At 75.2% G+C, this 17,589-nt stretch carries 12 protein-coding genes; 6 read left to right on the top strand and 6 right to left on the bottom strand.

What is annotated here, in order from left to right; all coding sequences use genetic code 11:
- Positions 1-277 precede the first annotated feature (277 nt).
- Positions 278-5,479, bottom strand: a complete 5,202-nt coding sequence (locus tag D1J60_RS38780; RefSeq protein WP_125824530.1) for a hypothetical protein — start codon at positions 5,477-5,479, stop codon at positions 278-280.
- Between the two features lie 20 nt (positions 5,480-5,499).
- On the opposite strand from D1J60_RS38780, the gene D1J60_RS34910 reads away from it, so the two are divergent.
- Positions 5,500-7,014, top strand: coding sequence for a hypothetical protein (locus D1J60_RS34910; RefSeq protein WP_241253666.1), 1,515 nt, complete (start codon positions 5,500-5,502; stop codon positions 7,012-7,014).
- Positions 7,015-7,025: 11 nt separating this feature from the next.
- Here D1J60_RS34910 and D1J60_RS34905 read toward each other — a convergent pair whose 3' ends face one another.
- Positions 7,026-7,586, bottom strand: coding sequence for a Uma2 family endonuclease (locus D1J60_RS34905; protein WP_125824529.1), 561 nt, complete (start codon positions 7,584-7,586; stop codon positions 7,026-7,028).
- Between the two features lie 281 nt (positions 7,587-7,867).
- Between D1J60_RS34905 and D1J60_RS34900 the strand changes: the two genes are divergently transcribed.
- Positions 7,868-8,818 (top strand): SDR family oxidoreductase, encoded by a 951-nt coding sequence (locus D1J60_RS34900; protein WP_125824528.1) that lies wholly within the window; start codon positions 7,868-7,870, stop codon positions 8,816-8,818.
- Here the strand turns inward: D1J60_RS34900 and D1J60_RS34895 are convergent.
- Positions 8,809-9,831, bottom strand: coding sequence for a WYL domain-containing protein (locus tag D1J60_RS34895; protein ID WP_125824527.1), 1,023 nt, complete (start codon positions 9,829-9,831; stop codon positions 8,809-8,811). The two genes, D1J60_RS34900 and D1J60_RS34895, sit on opposite strands and share 10 nt — an antisense overlap.
- A gap of 63 nt (positions 9,832-9,894) precedes the next feature.
- Entirely contained in the window at positions 9,895-11,166 is a 1,272-nt protein-coding gene (locus D1J60_RS34890) for a BadF/BadG/BcrA/BcrD ATPase family protein (protein WP_125824526.1), read from the bottom strand.
- Positions 11,167-11,338: 172 nt separating this feature from the next.
- Here D1J60_RS34890 and D1J60_RS34885 point away from each other — a divergent pair, with 172 nt between their 5' ends.
- Complete coding sequence (locus D1J60_RS34885; RefSeq protein ID WP_125824525.1) at positions 11,339-12,901, top strand: phosphatidylinositol-specific phospholipase C domain-containing protein; 1,563 nt, start codon at positions 11,339-11,341, stop codon at positions 12,899-12,901.
- Positions 12,902-12,986: 85 nt separating this feature from the next.
- Here the strand turns inward: D1J60_RS34885 and D1J60_RS34880 are convergent, their stop codons facing one another.
- A complete protein-coding gene (locus tag D1J60_RS34880; RefSeq protein WP_125824524.1) occupies positions 12,987-13,778 on the bottom strand; it encodes an MBL fold metallo-hydrolase in 792 nt (263 codons plus the stop codon).
- 84 nt (positions 13,779-13,862) lie between these two features.
- Between D1J60_RS34880 and D1J60_RS34875 the strand changes: the two genes are divergently transcribed.
- Together D1J60_RS34875 and D1J60_RS34870 are read left to right on the top strand one after the other, a co-directional pair.
- Positions 13,863-14,462 (top strand): CGNR zinc finger domain-containing protein, encoded by a 600-nt coding sequence (locus tag D1J60_RS34875; RefSeq protein ID WP_125824523.1) that lies wholly within the window; start codon positions 13,863-13,865, stop codon positions 14,460-14,462.
- Positions 14,463-14,644: 182 nt separating this feature from the next.
- Positions 14,645-15,382 carry a hypothetical protein gene (locus D1J60_RS34870; RefSeq protein ID WP_125824522.1) on the top strand — a complete coding sequence of 246 codons (738 nt, stop codon included), beginning with the start codon at positions 14,645-14,647 and terminating at the stop codon, positions 15,380-15,382.
- Between the two features lie 34 nt (positions 15,383-15,416).
- Here D1J60_RS34870 and D1J60_RS34865 read toward each other — a convergent pair whose 3' ends face one another.
- Positions 15,417-16,349, bottom strand: coding sequence for a helix-turn-helix domain-containing protein (locus D1J60_RS34865; protein WP_125824521.1), 933 nt, complete (start codon positions 16,347-16,349; stop codon positions 15,417-15,419).
- Between the two features lie 105 nt (positions 16,350-16,454).
- On the opposite strand from D1J60_RS34865, the gene D1J60_RS34860 reads away from it, so the two are divergent.
- Entirely contained in the window at positions 16,455-17,576 is a 1,122-nt protein-coding gene (locus D1J60_RS34860; RefSeq protein WP_125824520.1) for a serine hydrolase domain-containing protein, read from the top strand.
- The last annotated feature ends 13 nt before the right edge of the window (positions 17,577-17,589 follow it).

Raw genomic sequence — 17,589 nt, 5'->3', positions numbered from 1 at the left:
TGCTCATGGCGCTCCGGCGGCCGGCCCCGCGGGAGGCGGGGTGGTCCGGCCGCCGGGAGGGCCGGTCTCTTGACGGTGTGGTGCTCGTGAGGGGTGCTCAGGAGCGGGTGTGTTCATGTGATGGGCGGGTCATGTGCGGAACGCGTTCGCCGGGCGGCGCACTGGTCCGTGACACGTGCCGAACGATCATTTTGGTGCTCGGATACGACCGAAGCGACCGGGTTGCGGTGTCCGACGGGGGCGCACGAAGGAACACGGGGGGCGCATGCCGGGTCGATCAGACCCCACCCGCCCCACCCGCCCCGCGCCAGCGGGCCGGATCGACCTCAGCGACCACCGCTCCGGCGTCGCCCGTGAAGGAGAGGACCACGCGCCCCCCGCCCCCCGCCACCGGGTGCGCGGAGATGCCGCGTACGGGGCTCCCCACGGCCAGCAGCAGCCGGCACCGCCCCGTGGCGGCGTCCCAGACGCGGACGGTCCCGTCGGCCGAGCCGGAGGCGACGAAGCTGCCGGCGCCGCCATCCGCGTTCCACACGGCCAGGGCGAGGACGGCGGCGGTGTGCCCGGTCAGCGGTCCGCCCAGCGGGCGGCGCTCGCGCAGGTCCCACAGCCGGACCGTGCCCGTGTCGCCGCCGCTGGCCAGCAGCGGCGGAAGCCCGGCGCCGGGGGAGGGGTTGACGGCGACGGCGTGCAGCAGGCCCTGGTCGCAGCGCAGGGGCGCGCCGAGTCGGCCGTGTTCCGGGTCCCACAGGCGTACGGTGCCGTCGGAGCCGGCCGAGGCGAACCAGTCCTCTCCCGCGCCGCCTTCGCCGCCCGAGGCGGCCGCCACGGCCCGGATCCGCAGGTCGTGCCCGGTCCACTCGCCGAGCGGGCCCGGGGCGTCCAGGTCCCACAGCCGCACCGTCTCGTCGTCCCCGCCGCTCAGCAGCAGGTGCCGGCCGTCCGCGGTGGTGCAGGCGGCGAGGGCGCGGACGGGGAGGAAGTGCCCTTCGAGGACGTACGGGAGGGCCTGCCGCGTCTGCGCGTCCCAGAGCCGGATGCCGTGGTCGCCGTACCCGGCCGACACCAGGACGCGCCCCTCCCGCCGCCGGGCCCAGGCCAGCGCGGACGCCGGCCGGCCGGTGCCGATCCGCGCGACCGCGTCCCCCGTGCCGATGTCCCGTACCTCGATGTACGGGTGGTCGCCGCTGAGCGCGAACCACGACGGGCCGGCGGCCGGGTCCCCGGGCCCCTCCGGCGGGAGCAGCGCCCCGCCCGTGGGGGCCGGCCCGGCCGGCGTCCGGGCGGTGTCGAGCGCGCGCTCCAGGACCTCCGGGGTCCACAGGCGCAACGTGCCGTCGGCGGAGGCGGAGGCGAGCGACTCCGAGTCCGGCTCGGCGTAGGCATCCGCGTCCGGGAGCGCGAGCGGGGCGAGGGCCGTCACGGCGGCGGTGTGCCCGCTCAGCATCCCCGGCGGCTCCTTCGCGGCGGTGTCCCACCGGGATATGTCCCAGACGGCGATCCGGCTGCCGGTCCCGGCGGCGAGGAGATGCCGTTCCCCGCGGCCCCCGAGCTCTCCCCGGCCCCGCAGGGTGAGCGCGGCCAGGCCGGTCACCGGTCCGCCGCCGCCGGTGAGGGTGGCCAGCGGCCCGCCGGTGCCCCAGACGGTGACGCTCCCGTCCGCGTGGCCGGCCGCGACCGTCCCGGGCCGCGTGGTCGGCGCGAGCACCCGTACGTCGGCCGGGAACTCGAACCGGGCCACTTCCGTCCCGGCCTCCGGATCCCGGAACACCAGGTGCGCGTCGTCGGCGACCGCCAGCAGCGGCCGTCCGGGCGGGTCCTCCACCGCCGCCAGCGCGGTCGTCGTCGTACGCGGCGTGTCCCCGGGCAGGGCGAACAGGTCCAGGGCGCCCATCCGCTCGTTCCACCAGACCACCGCCCCGTTCCCGTCGACGCAGACCACCGCGAGTTCGTGTCCGCCGTCGCGGTACGCGCACACGTCGGCGATCCAGATCCCGCCGGACCCGTGGACCTGGTCGAGGCGGCGGCCCGTCGCCGGGTCCCACAGCCGCAGGGTGCCGTCCGTACTGCCGGACACCAGCAGCGGCGACTGGGCCGGGCGCGGCGCGAGCAGCAGGTGGCGTACGGAACCCTCGTGCGCGCCGATCGGCTCGCGGACCGCCGTGCCCTCGACGGCGTCGAGCAGTTCGATGCGGCCCTCGTCGTCGCCGGCGGCGAGCGCGGGGCGCCCGTCGGGTGCCGGCACCGCCGTCAGGGAGCGCACGGTGCCGCGGAGGGCGGCCAGCACGTTCACCGGCGGCGCCCACCGGGACCACAGCACCGCCAGCGGTGCCGCGTCCTGCGGCGTACGCGTACGCGGGCGCGGGAGCCCGGGGTGGCGCAGCGCCGTGTGCGCCAGGTGCAGGCTGGCCAGCCGTGAGGGGTGGTCCGCCCGGTGCAGGTACGGCTCGACGGCCGCCCACGCCTCCAGCCACAGCCGGCCCTCCCAGCCCCGGCCCGGCCCGAGCAGCCCGCGGACCGGGCTGCCGGTCAGCCACGGCAGCACCTCGGCCGGCACGTGCGCGTCGTCCAGGACGCCGCCGAGGCGGGCGTGGCGCGCGAGGTGGCGCCGTACGTACGGGTGCGGGGCGGAGGCGCCGGTGGTGTGCGGCGCGGCCAGCTCGGCGAGCGCCTCCGCGATCCGGGCGTGCAGGACGGCGTCGGCGGTCCGGCCGCCGGGTTCGGCGGCGGGCGGGCGGGTGGTCCGGCCGGGGGTCTCGTGGGCGGGCCCGCCAGGGGGCTCGGCGGTGGTCTGGTCGGCCGTTCCGTCGGCGGGCTGGCCGGTGGGCCGGTCGGCAGTCTGGCCGACCGTTCCGTCGGTGGGCACGGCGGCCGTCTCATCGGCCGTCTCATCGGCCGTCTCGTGGGCGGCCTGGTCGATGGTCTGGTCGGTCGTCCCGTTGGCGGGCTGGTCGGTGGCCTGCCCGGCGGTCTCGGCGGCAGTCTGGTCGACGTCCTGGTCGGCGTCCTGGTCGGCGTCCTGGTCGGCGTCCTGGTCGGCCGTCTCGGCGCCAGTCTGGTTGGCAGTCCGGCCGGTGGCCCGGTCGGCGGCCTGATCGGCGGCCTGATCGGTGACCTGATCGGCGGCCTGATCGGCGGTCTGATTGGCCGTCTCGTCAGCGGCCCGGCCGGCCGTCCTGTGGGCAGCTTGGGCGGCGGTCTCGGCGGTCTCGGCGGCAGTCTGGTCAGCGGCTGGGTCGGCCGTCTCGGCGGCAGTTCGGTCGGTGGTGTGGCCCGTGGTCTCGGCGGTGGTCCTATCGGCAGGGTCGTCCTGAGCGTCCGTCATCCCCATCCCCCCAACAGGCGTCCGGCCTCCCACGGGCCGGGCGCGCAGGACCGCGGCCAGCCGGTCGTGCGCCGGCCGGTACACCCGCTGGTCCTCTTCGACGTCACGGGTGAGATACCCAGCCAGACGCCCTTCCAGCAGCACCCGGATCTTGGCGTCGGCGTCCTCCACGGCACGGCCCGCGACGGCGGACGCCACGGCCGGCCACACCTCGCCCCAGGCGAGGCCCCGCCCCTGGGCGAAGGCCGTCGCGCGCAGCAGCGCCAGTGCCTCGTCAGCCCCCAGGCCGTCCTCCGCCGCCCGCAGCAGGTCGTCCTCCAGCAGCCCGGCCGTGCCCTCGCCCAGCCGCTCCAGCCAGTCGGCGTCCGCCAGCAGCCGCGGACCCCCGGCGCGCAGCTGGTGCGCCGCCACGCGCGCGTCGAGGAAGGACCGCCCGGCCGCCCCGGCCACCGTGCGCGACACCTCGGCCAGGTCCTGCCCCGCCCAGCCGCCCTCCCCGTCCAGGAGCGCCCGTACGTACCCGGCGACGTCCGCGCTCATGCCCTCGCCGTCGGTGCGCAGCACGGCCGCTTCGGGGAACGCCTCCCGCAGCCGCCCCAGCAGCTCCACGTCCTCGGCCACGCCCTCGCCCTCACCGCCGCCCCCGTCGCTGCTGCGTACGGCGACGACCAGCCGCACCCCGCGCCGCACGGGCAGCGCCGGTCCGGCGGGGGCCGGGTGCGAGAGGTGGCCGGCCAGCGGCACCAGCACCTGGTGCACCAGCGCCGCCGGGTCCGTCGCCTCGTCGAGGGCGTCGACGACGACCGTCACCATCGGGCCGGGCGCGTCGAGGAACCGCCGCAGCCCCTGCTGCCAGCGGCTCAGGTGGTCCCTGCCCGAGGGGTCCGGGGCGGCGCCCAGCCGTTGCGCGATGACCTTCAGCAGCCCCAGCGGCTCCCGGTTGTGCGCGGTGACCGCGATGGTCACCGCGCCCTCGTCCGGGACGGTGTGCGGCGGGCAGTGGCCGACGGCCGCCGCGTACAGGGCCGAGGCCCGGAACCGGGCGTCGCTCAGGGTCACCGCACGGCCGAGGATGGCGGACTTCCCGCTCGCGGTGATGCCGGTGACGACCAGGACGCCGGGTGCGCCCGTCAGGAAGGAGACCACCGCGGTGTTCAGCTCCCGGCGGCCGGAGAAGTACCAGCCGGGGTCGTCGGCGCCGGTGCGGCCGCTGGCCTTCTCCAGCCAGTAGCCCAGGTCCTCCAGGCTCGCCGCGACCTCCCGCCGGCTCTCCTCCACCGCCGCTTCCTCCGGCCGGTGGCCCGGGTTCGGCAGGGCCGCCGTGGGGGCGTGCTGCCTGCCGACCGTGAGCGCGCGGCAGTCCACGGAGGGCCTGCGGCCCTGTTCCCTGCCGATCGCCTGTGCCGCCTGGTACAGGGCGCGGCTGAACTCCTCCATCGTCAGGTGTGCGCGGGTGATCCCGCCGGCCGTGCGCAGCCACTCGTGGGCCCGCCGCAGGACGAGCGCGAACTCGCCGCCCATCACCCGTGACCTGGGGGCGGCGGTGGTCAGGACGTTCAGCGTGGCGTGCTCGGTGCGGGCGGCGTCCAGGCTTTCCACGAGTTCCAGCAGCTCCGCGCGGACGGCGGCGGACTCGCACATGTTCACGACGACCAGGACGTCCCGGGCGTGCGAGTCGAGCGCGGCGATCACGATCTCGGTCGTACGCAGCCCCGTGCCCAGGAGCCGGCCGGGATCGGTGCCGTTCAGCACCGCGAAGTGCCGGCCCGCGCCCCCGGTCAGGCCGTGGCCCGTCACGTACAGCACCACGGGGACGTCCGGCTCCCCCTCCCGGACGCCGGCCGTCTCCAGGAAGCGCTCCACGTCGTGACGGCTCGTCACCGGCCCGCCGGGAGCCACCCGTACGAAGCCGGGCCCGTGCGGCGGCGGGCGTTCCCACCACAGGGACACCGCCTCCAGCTGCGCGCCGACGGCCTGCCGCAGCGCCTCGGTCCCGTCCTCCATGGGCAGTACGTACACGGTCCCGGCGTACGGTCCCTCGTCCGCGGCCGCTCCCTCCGGCAGGACGGCTGTGACCGGCTCCCGCGGCAGGACGTCCGCGGCCGCCTCCTCCACGGCACCGGCCAGGCCGATCTCGCCACGCTCCCCGTCCACGATCCCTATTCTTCCCTCCCATGGACAACCGGCGGCACCTGCACCCGCACCAGCACCAGCACCCGCACCCGCACCAACCCGTTGGCCCGGACGGCGGCTTACCCGACCACGTCACGCAGGACGCGGTGGTCGTCGTCCCCGGCATCATGGGCAGCACCCTGCACGACACGACGACGGGCAAGGACGTCTGGGGCATCGGCGGGATCTCCTGGCTGCTCAGGGCCTGGACCACCCCCTCGGGCCTGAAGTCCCTGACCATGACCGAGGACGAGCTGGCGGGCAAGACCGGCCGCATCAAGGCGACCGGCCTCCTCCGGCACTCCGCCTGGACCCCGTACCTGGCCGGCAGCGAGCCGTACACCGATCTGGTCGACACGATCCGCACCAGCGTCGCCGACGACGCCGCGATCCTGGAGTTCGCGTACGACTGGCGGCTTCCGGTCGCCGTCAACGGCCGTCTGCTGGCCGACGCGGCGCGCCTCCACCTGACCCGGTGGCGCCGCCACCCCGCGCACGCCGAGGCGCGCCGGCACCGGGTCGACCAGCGGGAGGGGCGGCTGGTGTTCGTCGCCCACTCCATGGGCGGGCTAGTCACCCGCGCGGCCCTCGACCCCGCCTACGACGGCGACCTCCAGGGCGACACCCGGGGCGTGATCACGCTCGGCACCCCCTTCCAGGGCTCGGTGAAGGCCGCCGTCATCCTCGCGACCGGCCGCGGCACCCCCGTACGGCTCCCGCACCGCAAGCTGCGGGCCATGTGCGCGACCATGCCGGGCCTGCACGACCTGCTGCCGCAGTACCGGGGCGTGCGCGCGGGGGACGACGTACGCCACCTCACGCCGAGCGACGTCGCCGGGATCGGCGGCAGCGCGGAACTGGCCCGCGAGGCGGCCCGTTTCCACCACCGGCAGAAGGCCATCGCCCTGCCCGGGCACCGCTCGGTCGTCGGCGTCAACCAGCCCACCTGGCAGAACCTGACGATCAGCGGCGGCACGGTCGAGCCGCACCTCGACGGCGCCCGCCAGAACTCCGACGGCACCTTCATCAGGGACCGGCAGGACCGGATCCGGTACTTCCGGGTCCACGGGGACGGCACGGTCTACAAGGAGTCGGCGGTCCTCACCGACACCGTCACCCACCTGCCCCTGCAACACGGGGACGTGGCACGGGCGGTGACCGCCCTGGAGGCCGTCACCGAGATCGTCCGGGACGACGTCCACCCCGGCCCGCCGCTGGGGGAGGCGGGCTGCGGCCTGACGGCCCCGGACCTGGTGGAGGCGGGCCGCCCCTGGAAGATCCGCCTCACGGACGTGACCACCCTCGCGGGCCTGGACTGCCGCCTCACGGCCCTGGACCCCCCGTCCCGCCCGGTCCCCCTCACCCCGGCCTGGGAGGACGGCACCGCCACGGCCACGGCGACCGCCCCGGCCCCGGGCCTGTACCGCGTCGACGTCCGCACCCCGGACGGCTTCACCATCACCCAGCTGGTCATGGCGGCGGACCCGTCGGACCCGTTGGCGGAGGCGGAGGACTGACGGTGCCGGTCCTAGAAGCCGCCGGTGTCGAGCACCAGCTCGAACGGCTCCGGGAGCGCCAGGGGAGTGCCGAAGGGGTACGGCCCCGCGACCCGGGTGTAGCCGAGCCGGCCCGGCTCCGAGAACAGGGTGCAGGTGCCTTCCTGCCGGTCGACGAGGAGGTAGAGCGGCGCGCCGTACTCGGCGTACCGCTTGCGCTTGGTGACGCGGTCGGTTTCCCCGTTGGAGGGGGAGGTGATCTCGACGACCAGGAGGGTCTGGTCGGGGAGGACCGCCCTGGCGTCCCGCTCGAAGAACTCGGCGGGGACGACCGCCAGGTCCGGCACGTACCAGTTCGGACTGCCGGGGAGGTCTACGTTGCCCGAACCCGTCCGGCAGCCGAGCGCCCGCACCCGCGCACCGATCTGCTCCCGGATGTCCTCGGCGGCCCCTTCGTGGCCCCAGCTCGGCGACATGGGGGTGATGACTCCCTCGATGATCTCGGCCCGGTCTCCCGCCATGTGCTGGACGGCGTACTTCAGGGCGTGCTCGGGGTCGACGTCGTGATACGGCTCGACGGGCTGTGCGCTCATGTGCGTGGCTCCTTCCCTGCCGGTGAGGTTAGCGGCCGGACTCGGCGCCCGGACGGGAACCGCCCGCTGGGGTGGCGGTCCAGCCGCCGAGGACCAGGGCCAAGGGCGCCGAGGTGGCCGCCGTCGGCAGGCCCCTCGGAAGCTGCCGCGTTCGGGGCCCGCGACGCCCATGACGTGCTCCAGCGAGGACACCCGGCCCCTGACAGGGCGGGACTCGAAATTCCCCTGAACCAGAAGAAAGGGTGACGGGAACTGTCACCTTTGGCGTGCACCGTGAAGGCATGGACAACGCAACCCCCCCTGAGGCCCCCACCCCACTCACCGGCCGGATCGCCCTCGTCGCCGGGGCCACGCGCGGCGCCGGCCGTGCGCTCGCCGTCGAACTCGGCCGCGCCGGCGCCACCGTCTACGTCACCGGCCGCACCACCCGCGAACGCGTCAGCGAGGTCGGCCGGACCACGGAGACCATCGAGGAGACGGCCGAACTCGTCACCGCCGCCGGCGGCACCGGCATCGCCGTGCCCACCGACCACCTGGAGGAGGACCGGGTACGAGCGCTCGTCAGCCGGATCGACCGCGACCACGGCAGGCTCGACGTCCTCGTCAACGACCTCTGGGGCGGCGAGAACCTGACCGCCGGCTCCGTCTTCGGGAAGAAGAGCTGGGAGACGCCCCTCGCCGACGGGCTGCGCATCCTGGAACTCGGCGTCCGCTCCCACGTGATCACCGCGGCGCTCGCCCTCCCCCTCCTCATCCGCTCGGACGCGCCGCTGCACGTGGAGGTCACCGACGGGACCGCGCGCTCCAACCGCCGCTACCGCGAGAACCTCTACTACGACCTCGCGAAGAACGCACCGATCCGCATCGCCTTCGGGCTGGGCCAGGAGCTGGCGGAGTACGGCGGCACGGCCGTCGCCGTCACACCCGGCTTCCTGCGCTCCGAGCAGATGCTCGCCCACTTCGGCGTGACGGAGCGGAACTGGCGCGACGCCGTCGCCCGGGACCCGCACTTCGCCATCGCAGAGTCACCGCACTACCTCGCCCGGGGCGTCGCCGCGCTCGCCGCCGACCCGGACCGCGCGGCCCGCTGGAACGGCAGGTCCGCCTCCAGCGCGGACCTCGCCGCGGCCTACGGGGTGACCGACGTCGACGGCAGCCGGCCGGACGCCTGGGCCTACTTCGAGGACGTCTGGTACGGGGGGAAGGACGCCTCCCCGGACGACTACCGCTGATCCTCCTCCGCCCCGTACAGGGCGGCCAGGGCCTGCGCGTGCTCGCGGAAGCGGGCGCGCAGGCCCGGCGGGGCAAGCACCTCGGCCTCCGCGCCCAGCACGCTCAACTGCTCGAAGGCGACCTCCTCCGACTCCACCGGCAGTTCGAGCGTGACCCGCCCGGCGGCGTCCGGCGCGCCCGCGGACGCCAGCGCCTCGTCCGCGCCCGCCGGATCCACCACGCCCGGCAGGCGCCGCAGACCCCGCTCGGTCACCCGTACGGTGACGCTCGTACGCAGCAACGCGCGGGCGAAGGCGGCGGAGTGCTCCTCCCAGTACGCCGCCAGGTCGAACGACGGGTCGCGCACGAAGGGCTCCCCGGCGCCGGGGGCCGGAGCGGGCGACAACGCCGTGACGCGGTCGACCCGGTACGTCCGCCAGGCGCCGGCCCGGCCCGCCGCCGGTGCGGCCGCTACCCGGCCCACGACGTACCACACCCCCGCCTTCAGGACGAGCCCGTACGGTTCCACCAGCCGCGTCACCTCCCGGCCGGACCGGGCGTACACCAGCTCGACGGGGCGGTCGGCCCACACCGCACGGGCCAGCTCCGGCAGCAACTCCGGCGCCGACGGCTCGCGGAACCAGGCCGGGGCGTCGAGGTGGAAGCGGTGGACCGACGACTCGGCCGCCGCCCGCAGCGAGGGCAGCAGCGTGGCCGACAGCTTCAGCCGTGCCGCGTCCGCCGCCCCCGACAGCCCGAGATCACGCAGGGCGGCCGGCATGCCCGAGAGGTAGAGCGTCTCCGCCTCGGCCGGACGCAGCGTCGTCAGCCGCGTCCGGTACCCCGGCGCCAGCCGGTAGCCGCCGGTGCGCCCGCGCTCGGACCGGACGGGAACCCCGGCCTCCTGCAAGGCCTGGACATCGCGGATCACCGTACGCTCGGACACCCCCAACTCCAGGGCCAGGGCGGCGGCGGTCAGCCCAGGGCTCGACTGGACGAGGAGCGCCATACGGATCAGTCGGGCGGCACGCATCCCCCCATGATCCCGGACCCGGGCGCGGGTCACGGTCCCCCCCCTCGCGGGTGCGACGGGGCGTCAGGCGCCCCGGTCGGCCGCGGGCTTCGCCCCCGCGCGGGCCAGGGCGATGGCGCCCGGGAGGCCGTCCGCCACCGGGCAGGGGGTCAGGTCCCAGGCCGAGAGGCGGGTGGTGAGGCGGGGCAGGAGCGGGCCGGCGGGGCCGATCAGGCCGCCCACCGTCACCAGCGGTTCGCCGCGCCGGGGGCGGAGTGCGGCGGCGCTCTCGGCCAGCAGGCCGGCGGCTTCGTCGAGGATCCCCTCCGCGACGGGGTCGCCGTCCGCGGCCGCGTCGAACACCACCGGGCAGAGCCGGGCCAGCCGGGCGGGTTCGGACGCGGCCCGCGCGCCGTCGATCAGGACGTAGCGCAGGGCGTACGGGTCCGCGGGCGCGGGCCCGGCGCCGAACGCGGCGGCCAGCCGGGGGAGCAGGGCGGTGGCGGGCCCGCGGCCGTCCAGGCCGCGCAGGGCCCGGCGCAGGCCCTCCCGGGCGATCCAGAAGCCGCTGCCGTCGTCACCGGTGAGCCAGCCGCAGCCGTCCGCGGCGGCGGCCAGCCTGTGGCCCCGGATCCGGACGGCGGCCGCGCCCGTTCCGGCGACCAGCACCAGGCCGTCCGGCGGGGTCCCGGGAGCCGCGGCGAAGGCCACCTCGGAGTCGGCCAGGACGTGCACGGAGGCGGCCCGTACGCCGTACCGCGCGAGCGCGGCGCCCAGGGCCCGCCGCGCCGCCCCCCACCCACCGCCGCCCGCACCCGCGCCGCCGGCCGCGCCGTCGGCAGCGCCCGCGCCCGGGCCCGGAGTTCCTGCATGGCCTGCAACGCCCGCAGTGCCTGCTGCGCCCCGAGCGCCCGCAGCGCCGGGAGCGTCCGTGCCGCCGCCCGCACGCGCGCCGCCGCCCGCGCCCGGGCCCGGAGTTCCTGCATGGCCTGCAACGCCCGCAGTGCCTGCTGCGCCCGCAGCGTCCCGAGCGCCCGTGCCGCCGCCAGCGCCCGCGCCCGCGTCGCCCGCAGCGCCCGTGTTCCCCCGAGCCCCCGCGCCGCCCGGCGCCCCCGCTCCGGCGAAGCCCGCGACCACGCATCGGACCCGGGCCGCCCGGCCGTCGGCCAGGACTTCGCCGATGGCGTGCGCCAGGCGTTGCTCCAGGAGCCGTTCGGGGACGGAGCGCGCGTTGCCCGCACCGGCCGACGCGGTGGCGAGCGGCGGGCCGCCGTCCGCCGCGGCGACGGCCACGCGCAGCCCGCTGCCCCCCGCGTCGATGCCCAGCACCAGCTCCGGCCGGGCGGTCCGCGTCATCCCCGGTCACCTCCTCGGTGGTACCGGCAGCGTACGCGCGCAGGCCGGGCGGAATACGGCGGACGGCCGACGCGGGGCCGCGGGCGCCGACGTAAGCGGAACGTCAGCGGAACGATAGGGGCGGCGGTCAGGGTGGGGTCCGCACCGCTACCCGTACTCGCACTGGAGTGACATGTCCCGCACCACCTCCCCTTCCGCCGGCGTTCCCCCACGCCGACGGTCGCGCCGGCTGGCGTCCCTGATGACGGCCTGCGTCGCGCTGGGCGCCGCGCTGCTCGCGCCCGGGGCCGCCGAGGCGGCCGGGTCGACCCCGGAACACGCGTACCGCAACATCGGGCAGGCGGACCGGGCCGAGTGGATGTGGGGCATCGCGAGCGACACCCCGCTGTCGGCGATGTCCATCCCCGGCACCCACGACACGCTCTCCATCCACAACGGCACCAGCGTGCAGACGCAGGAGGACTGGGGCGACAGCGCGGCCACGCTGACGGCGCAGCTGGAGCGGGGCATCCGGGCCATCGACATCCGGGCCCGCGTCTCCGGGGGAGCGGCCTTCACGATCCACCACGCCGTGTACTACCAGCAGGCCAACTTCGACGACGTGCTGACCAAGGCGCAGGCCTTCCTCCGCGCGCACCCGACCGAGTCGATCGTGATGCGGCTGAAGGCCGAGTGCCCGTACTCGGACGTCGGCACCTTCGACTGCGCGAACGACCCGAAGTCGACGACCCCGGCCGACGTCCGGTCGATCTTCGCCGACTACGTCAAGCGGTACCCGGGCCTCTTCTACACCCCCTCGGTGTCCGGGAGCGGCCGGGCGAACGTCCCCACGCTCGGTCAGGTCCGCGGCAAGCTGGTCCTCGGCAGCTTCGACAGCGTCGACAGCGACGGCTACGGGATCAAGGGCTTCAACGACCGCAAGGAAGACCACTGGGCCCCGGACTCCCTCGCGGAGAAGTGGGGCTACGTCAAGAGCAACGTCAACAAGGCGATCTCCGGCTCCGCCAATGACATGTACGTGACGTACTCCTCGGCGTCGAAGGCCCCCTTCGGCTACCTGCCGTACCAGTTCGCCGGCGGCTGGAAGCTGGGCAACGAGAACGGTGACATCGTTCACGACGAACCAGGCGTCAACTACCAGCTCATGAAGCACCTCAACAGCAACCCCGGCCGGGTCGGCGTCATCATGACGGACTTCCCGGGCTGGGGCCTGGTGAACGCGATCATCGACCACAACGACGGCAACATGGTCAAGGGCGGCCAGCGGTCGATCTGGCTGGTCAACGCCGACAAGACGTACTCCAACAGCCAGTACCAGGGCCGGTGCATGGTCCGCGGGCCGGAGTTCGGCTCCGGCGACGGCGGCCTCGTCACCCAGCGCCCGTGCCAGTCGAGCCCGCCCAGCAGCCACCAGTGGACCGCCACGAAGCCGGACACCTTCGACGGCAAGAGCCACTTCTGGATCAAGGCGAGCAACGGCCAGTGCCTGACGATGCCGTACAACAACGGCACCGCGCCCGCCGCCGGCACCCAGCTGTTCTGGTGGCCCTGTGAGACCCGCTGGTTCTCCGGCAGCCAGATGTGGAACGTCATGCCGACCAAGCTCGCCACCTCGACCGGCTCCCGGCCGGCCTACTACTTCGTCAACAACTGGACCGGCCTGTGCCTGTCCATGGACCCGGCCACCGCCTCCACGACGGGCGGCAAGGTGACCCAGGACAGCTGCCCGAAGTAGTACGCCGCTTCCTTCGCCCCCTCCCTCCCTTCCCTCCCGCCCACCGGCCGGGCGGCCTCCTCCCGGGGCCGCCCGGCCGTCGGCGTCAGCCCCGTTCGCCCAGGTCCAGGCGGTCGAGCAGGCCGGCGTCGGTGAACGCGGCGACCAGTTCGTCCCGTCCTTCGGTGAAGTGCCCCCAGCTGTCGTAGTGGACGGGCACCACCCGGCGGGCACCGAGCAGCTTCGCGGCTTCGGCGGCCTGGGCGCTGTCGAGGACGAGCAGCCCCCCGTCGAAGAGCTGGGTGAACCGGGGGGCGCCGGCGAACAGGACGGCGGTGTCCACCGGCCCGAACCGCTCGGCGATCCGCCCGACCAGTTCGAGGGAGGCGTTGTCGCCGCTGACGTAGACCGTGGGCAGGTCCCGCCCGGTGAGGACGAACCCGACGACCTGGCCCGTGAACGGTTCGACCTCCTCGCGCGCCCCCGGCCCGTGGAGGGCGGGCACGCCGGTGACCGTGACGGTGCCGCCGCCGGGGCGGTCGAGCTCGACCGACTCCCAGTCGGCGAGCCCCCTGGCTCCGGCGCCCAGGCGCTCCCCGCCCCCGGGCGTGGTCAGGGTCAGGGGAACGTCGGCGAGCAGGGCCCGGCCGGACTCGTCGAGGTTGTCGGGGTGTTGGTCGTGGGAGAGCAGGACCACGTCTATGCGGCCGAGGTCGGCCGGGGCGGCCGCGGCGGGGGCCGTCTTGGTCAGCACGCGGTCCCCCGGGCCCGGGTACGCGCGCGGTGCGTCGAAGGTGGGGTCGGTCAGGAAGCGCAGGCCGCCGTACTCGAAGAGGGCGGTCGGACCGCCGAAGACGCGGACGGGTACGGACTCAACGGGCGTGCTGGTGTCAGCCATCTGAACCTCACGGATGAGTTGTTGGTTATCCGTGATGATCATAGGGGTGTCTCACGGATGGGTGCAATGCTTAACATGAGACCCATGAGTGAGATCCCGGTCGGCGCATCCGTGCCCACACCCGCGCCGGGGGCGGAGGAACACCTCGCCCTCGATTTCGTCAACAGCGCCGTCGCGCAGCCCGGAGGACAGTTCACCGACCTGCTGGGCACCCCCGAGAGCGCGAACGAGTGGCTGACCGCACACGGCCTCGCGCCCGCCGACGCCGGGGTACGCGAGGTGTGCGCGGCGCGGCTGCGCTCGATGCGCGAGCACCTCAGGTCGCTGTTCGCCGCCCGCGCCGACGGTCTGCCCGCCCTGCCCGCCGCCCTGGCCGCCGTCAACGACGCGCTGAGCGGGGCCCCCACGGCCGCCCTGCTGCACTGGGACGAGAAGAACGGCCCCTACCGCTCGACGCCCTGCCCCACCAGCGAGATCCTCGACCGCGCCCTCGCGGCCCTCGCCGCCGACGCGGCGGACCTCCTCACGAGCCCCGACGCCGAACGCCTCACGGCCTGCGCCTCCCCGCCCTGCAACCGCTACCTCCTGCGCCACGGCCGCCGCCACTGGTGCTCCACCCGCTGCGGCGACCGCGCCCGCGCCGCCCGGGCCTACGCCCGGCGCACCCGGGGTACGGCGGGGTGACGGCCGGGTGACGGCAGGCGGAGGAAGGGGCCGAACGCCCCGCGGCGCAGAAGCCTTTACCCGGTACGACTGATCCACCCGCACGGGTGGACCGCCGTCACGCGGCGGTCCGACGGCCGGTCACCCCGTCTATAAAGAGGGGGTTTCGCCCCCTGGCCGTCTGACTGATGGGTCGTCATTCCATGCCGCACGCCGTTCTGCGCCTCGCCGCCGCCACCGCCTTCCTCCTGTCCGTCGCCGTCACGCCGTCCGCTGCTGCCGCGCCCGCCGCCGCGTCCGTTGCCGCCGCGTCCGTTGCTGCCGCGCCCGCGGCGGACGGGGACACCAGCGCCCCGTGCGGCCCGGTCGTGGAGTACCGGGCCTGGGACTGGTGGCGCACCACGACGAACACGGAGATCGCCCGCACCGTGGCCGCCACCGCCTCCAGCGAGCGCTGGCAGTGGCGCGAGGACGTCAACACCCTGTGGCGCGGCGACACGAGGGAGAACGTCGAGGAGATCTTCCGGACCGGCTTCACCCCGCGCGGCGACCAGCTCATCCCGCTCGCCGAGTACATCGTCAAGGGCGGTGGCCAGCAGAGCGCCCACCTCAGCACCAGCTGCGACCAGAGCGTCGCCAAGCGGTTCGCGACGTACGGGGCGGAGAAGACCGGCTGGGTCTACGAGATCTACGCGCCCGGCGGCATCGACGTGAACGCCACGGCGGCGGTGAACAACTACCAGTCGCCGTACCTGTGGAACAAGGAGATCGACTTCCCCGGAGGCGTACGGGGCAACTACATCAAGGGCGCGTGCAAGTACCGCCTGACGGGCACCGACCCGGTGACCAACGAGAAGACCTGGCAGCAGCTCGGCTGCAAGGACAACGCCGACTTCGCCCCCTACAAGGCCGCCCCGGCCGCGTTCAAGCTGGCGAGCTGACGAAGCGGAGGGCGCCCTCCACGGGGGCCGGCGGTCACGGCGCCCCCGCCCGCCGGCCGGCCCGGTCCACCGGGATCCACAGCTGGGAGCGGGGCTCCTCGCCGGTCGCCGCCGGGGCGGTCCGCAGGAGTTCCGGGCCCGGGCGGCTCGTGTACGGGTTCGAGGGGAACCACTGCGTGAACACGTCCCGCCACAGCTCCTGGAGCGCGCCGGGAAGGGGCCCCCGGCTCTCGAAGACCGCCCAGGTCCCGGCCGGCACGTCGAGGACGTCGAAGTCGCCGAAGTCGCCGAAGTCGTCCAAGTCGTCCAGGTCGTCGCAGCCGCCGGCAGCCGTGCCGGGAGCGGTCAGCACGCCGATCCAGTAATCCGCGAGGGCGCCCTCCTCCCGGCTGTCGCTCAGGTACACCGCCGCCGACAGGATCCCCTGCGGCTCCGGGCCGCCGGACAGCTCCTTCATCCGTACGACCGCCCGCTCGTCCAGGCCCTCCAGGTGCGCGGCGGCCGCCTCGTTGACCCCGTCGTGGACGAGCGGCACCCGGGCCTTCCTGCCGACGAGCCGGAACGGCTCCTTCTGAACGATCCGGTACCGCATGGCCGTACTGCCCTCGACCACGACGCGGAAGGACATGCGCGGCTGCGCCGTGAGCACCGCACCCGTGCGCCGGGCCTCACCGGGCCCGATGCCGTGCACCGACCGGAACGCCCGGGCGAACGCCTCGGCCGACCCGTACCCGTACCGCACGGCGACGTCGAGCAGCGTCAGCTCCCCGTCCGTCACCTCGGCCCCGGCGAGCGTCATCCGGCGGCGCCGCACGTAGACCGGCAGCGGCATCCCGGCGAGCGCGGAGAACAGCCGCCGGAAGTGGTACTCCGACACCGCGGCGATCCGGGCCGCCCCGGCCACGTCGACCTCCTGGTCGAGGCGGGCCTCCAGGTGGTCCAGCGCCTGGTTCAGCCGCTCCAGCACGCGTGCGCGTCCTTGTCCGAGAAGGGGTGTGACCGGCCCCGCCCGACAGAACCGGTGCGGGAACTGTCGGGTGCGAAGCCCCCTCGCCGCCCGAGGCTTCCAGCCATGACTGATGATGTTAGGGGACTCTGCGCGCCGCGGTTCGCCGCGGTACGCGCCGCCTTCGCCGCCTCCCTCGCCCGGCACGACGTGGGCGCCTCGGTCGCCGTCCGCCTCGACGGCGAGCCGGTGGTCGACCTCTGGGGCGGTCACACCGACCCGGAGCGGTCCGTCCACTGGGAGCGCGACACCCTCACCGCCGTGAACTCGACCACCAAGAACATGACCGCCCTGTGCGCCCTCGTCCTGGCCGACCGGGGCCTGCTCGACCTGGCCGCGCCGGTCGCCGCCTACTGGCCCGAGTTCGCCGCGGCCGGCAAGGAGGGCGTGCTGGTACGGCACGTGCTGTCGCACAGCGCGGGACTGCCCTCCCTGCCCGGGACGGTCTCGGCCGAGGACCTGTACGACTGGGACCGCGTCACGGCCCTGCTGGCCGCGCTGGCCCCCGCGTGGGAGCCCGGGACGGCCGCCGGCTACCACGCGCTCACGTTCGGGTTCCTCATCGGTGAGGTCGTCCGCCGCGTCACCGGCCGCACCCTCGGCGCGTTCTTCGCCGAGGAGGTGGCCGGGCCGCTGGGCGCGGACTTCCACATCGGGCTCCCCGCCCGGCACGACCACCGCGTCGCACCGCTCGTCCCGCCGCCCGCACGGACCGACGAGTACGCCGCCACCGCACCACAGGGGCCGGACGGCGTGCCCCGGGCGGAGGCCGGCGGCCCGGTGGTCCGGGTCAGGGACGTCAACTCGGTGCCCTGGCGCCGTGCGCAGATCCCGGCGGTCAACGGCTTCGGCAACGCCCGCTCCGCCGCCCTCCTGCACTCGGTGCTGGCGAACGGCGGCACGGCCGGCGGGGTGCGGCTGCTGTCCGCCCGGGGCTGCGAGCCCGCCTGGCGGGAGCTGGTCCGCGGGCAGGACCGGGTCCTGGGGACGCCGATGTGCTGGACGGCCGGCTTCGGCAAGTTCGGCGACACCTTCGGGTGGGGCGGCTGGGGAGGTTCGCTCGTGGTGAGCGACCCCGGCTCCCGCCTGACGGTGGCCTACGTGATGAACGGGATGATCGACCGGGACCGGCAGGAGGACGACCGCGGCACGGACCTGGTCACGGCCGCTTTCGGCGCACTGTACTGACGGGGGGCCCGGT

The organism is Streptomyces sp. W1SF4 (assembly GCF_003950035.1).
Lineage (GTDB): Bacteria > Actinomycetota > Actinomycetes > Streptomycetales > Streptomycetaceae > Streptomyces > Streptomyces racemochromogenes.
Note: the sequence above shows the minus strand (reverse complement) of the source record. Positions and strands in the feature narration are given on the sequence as shown.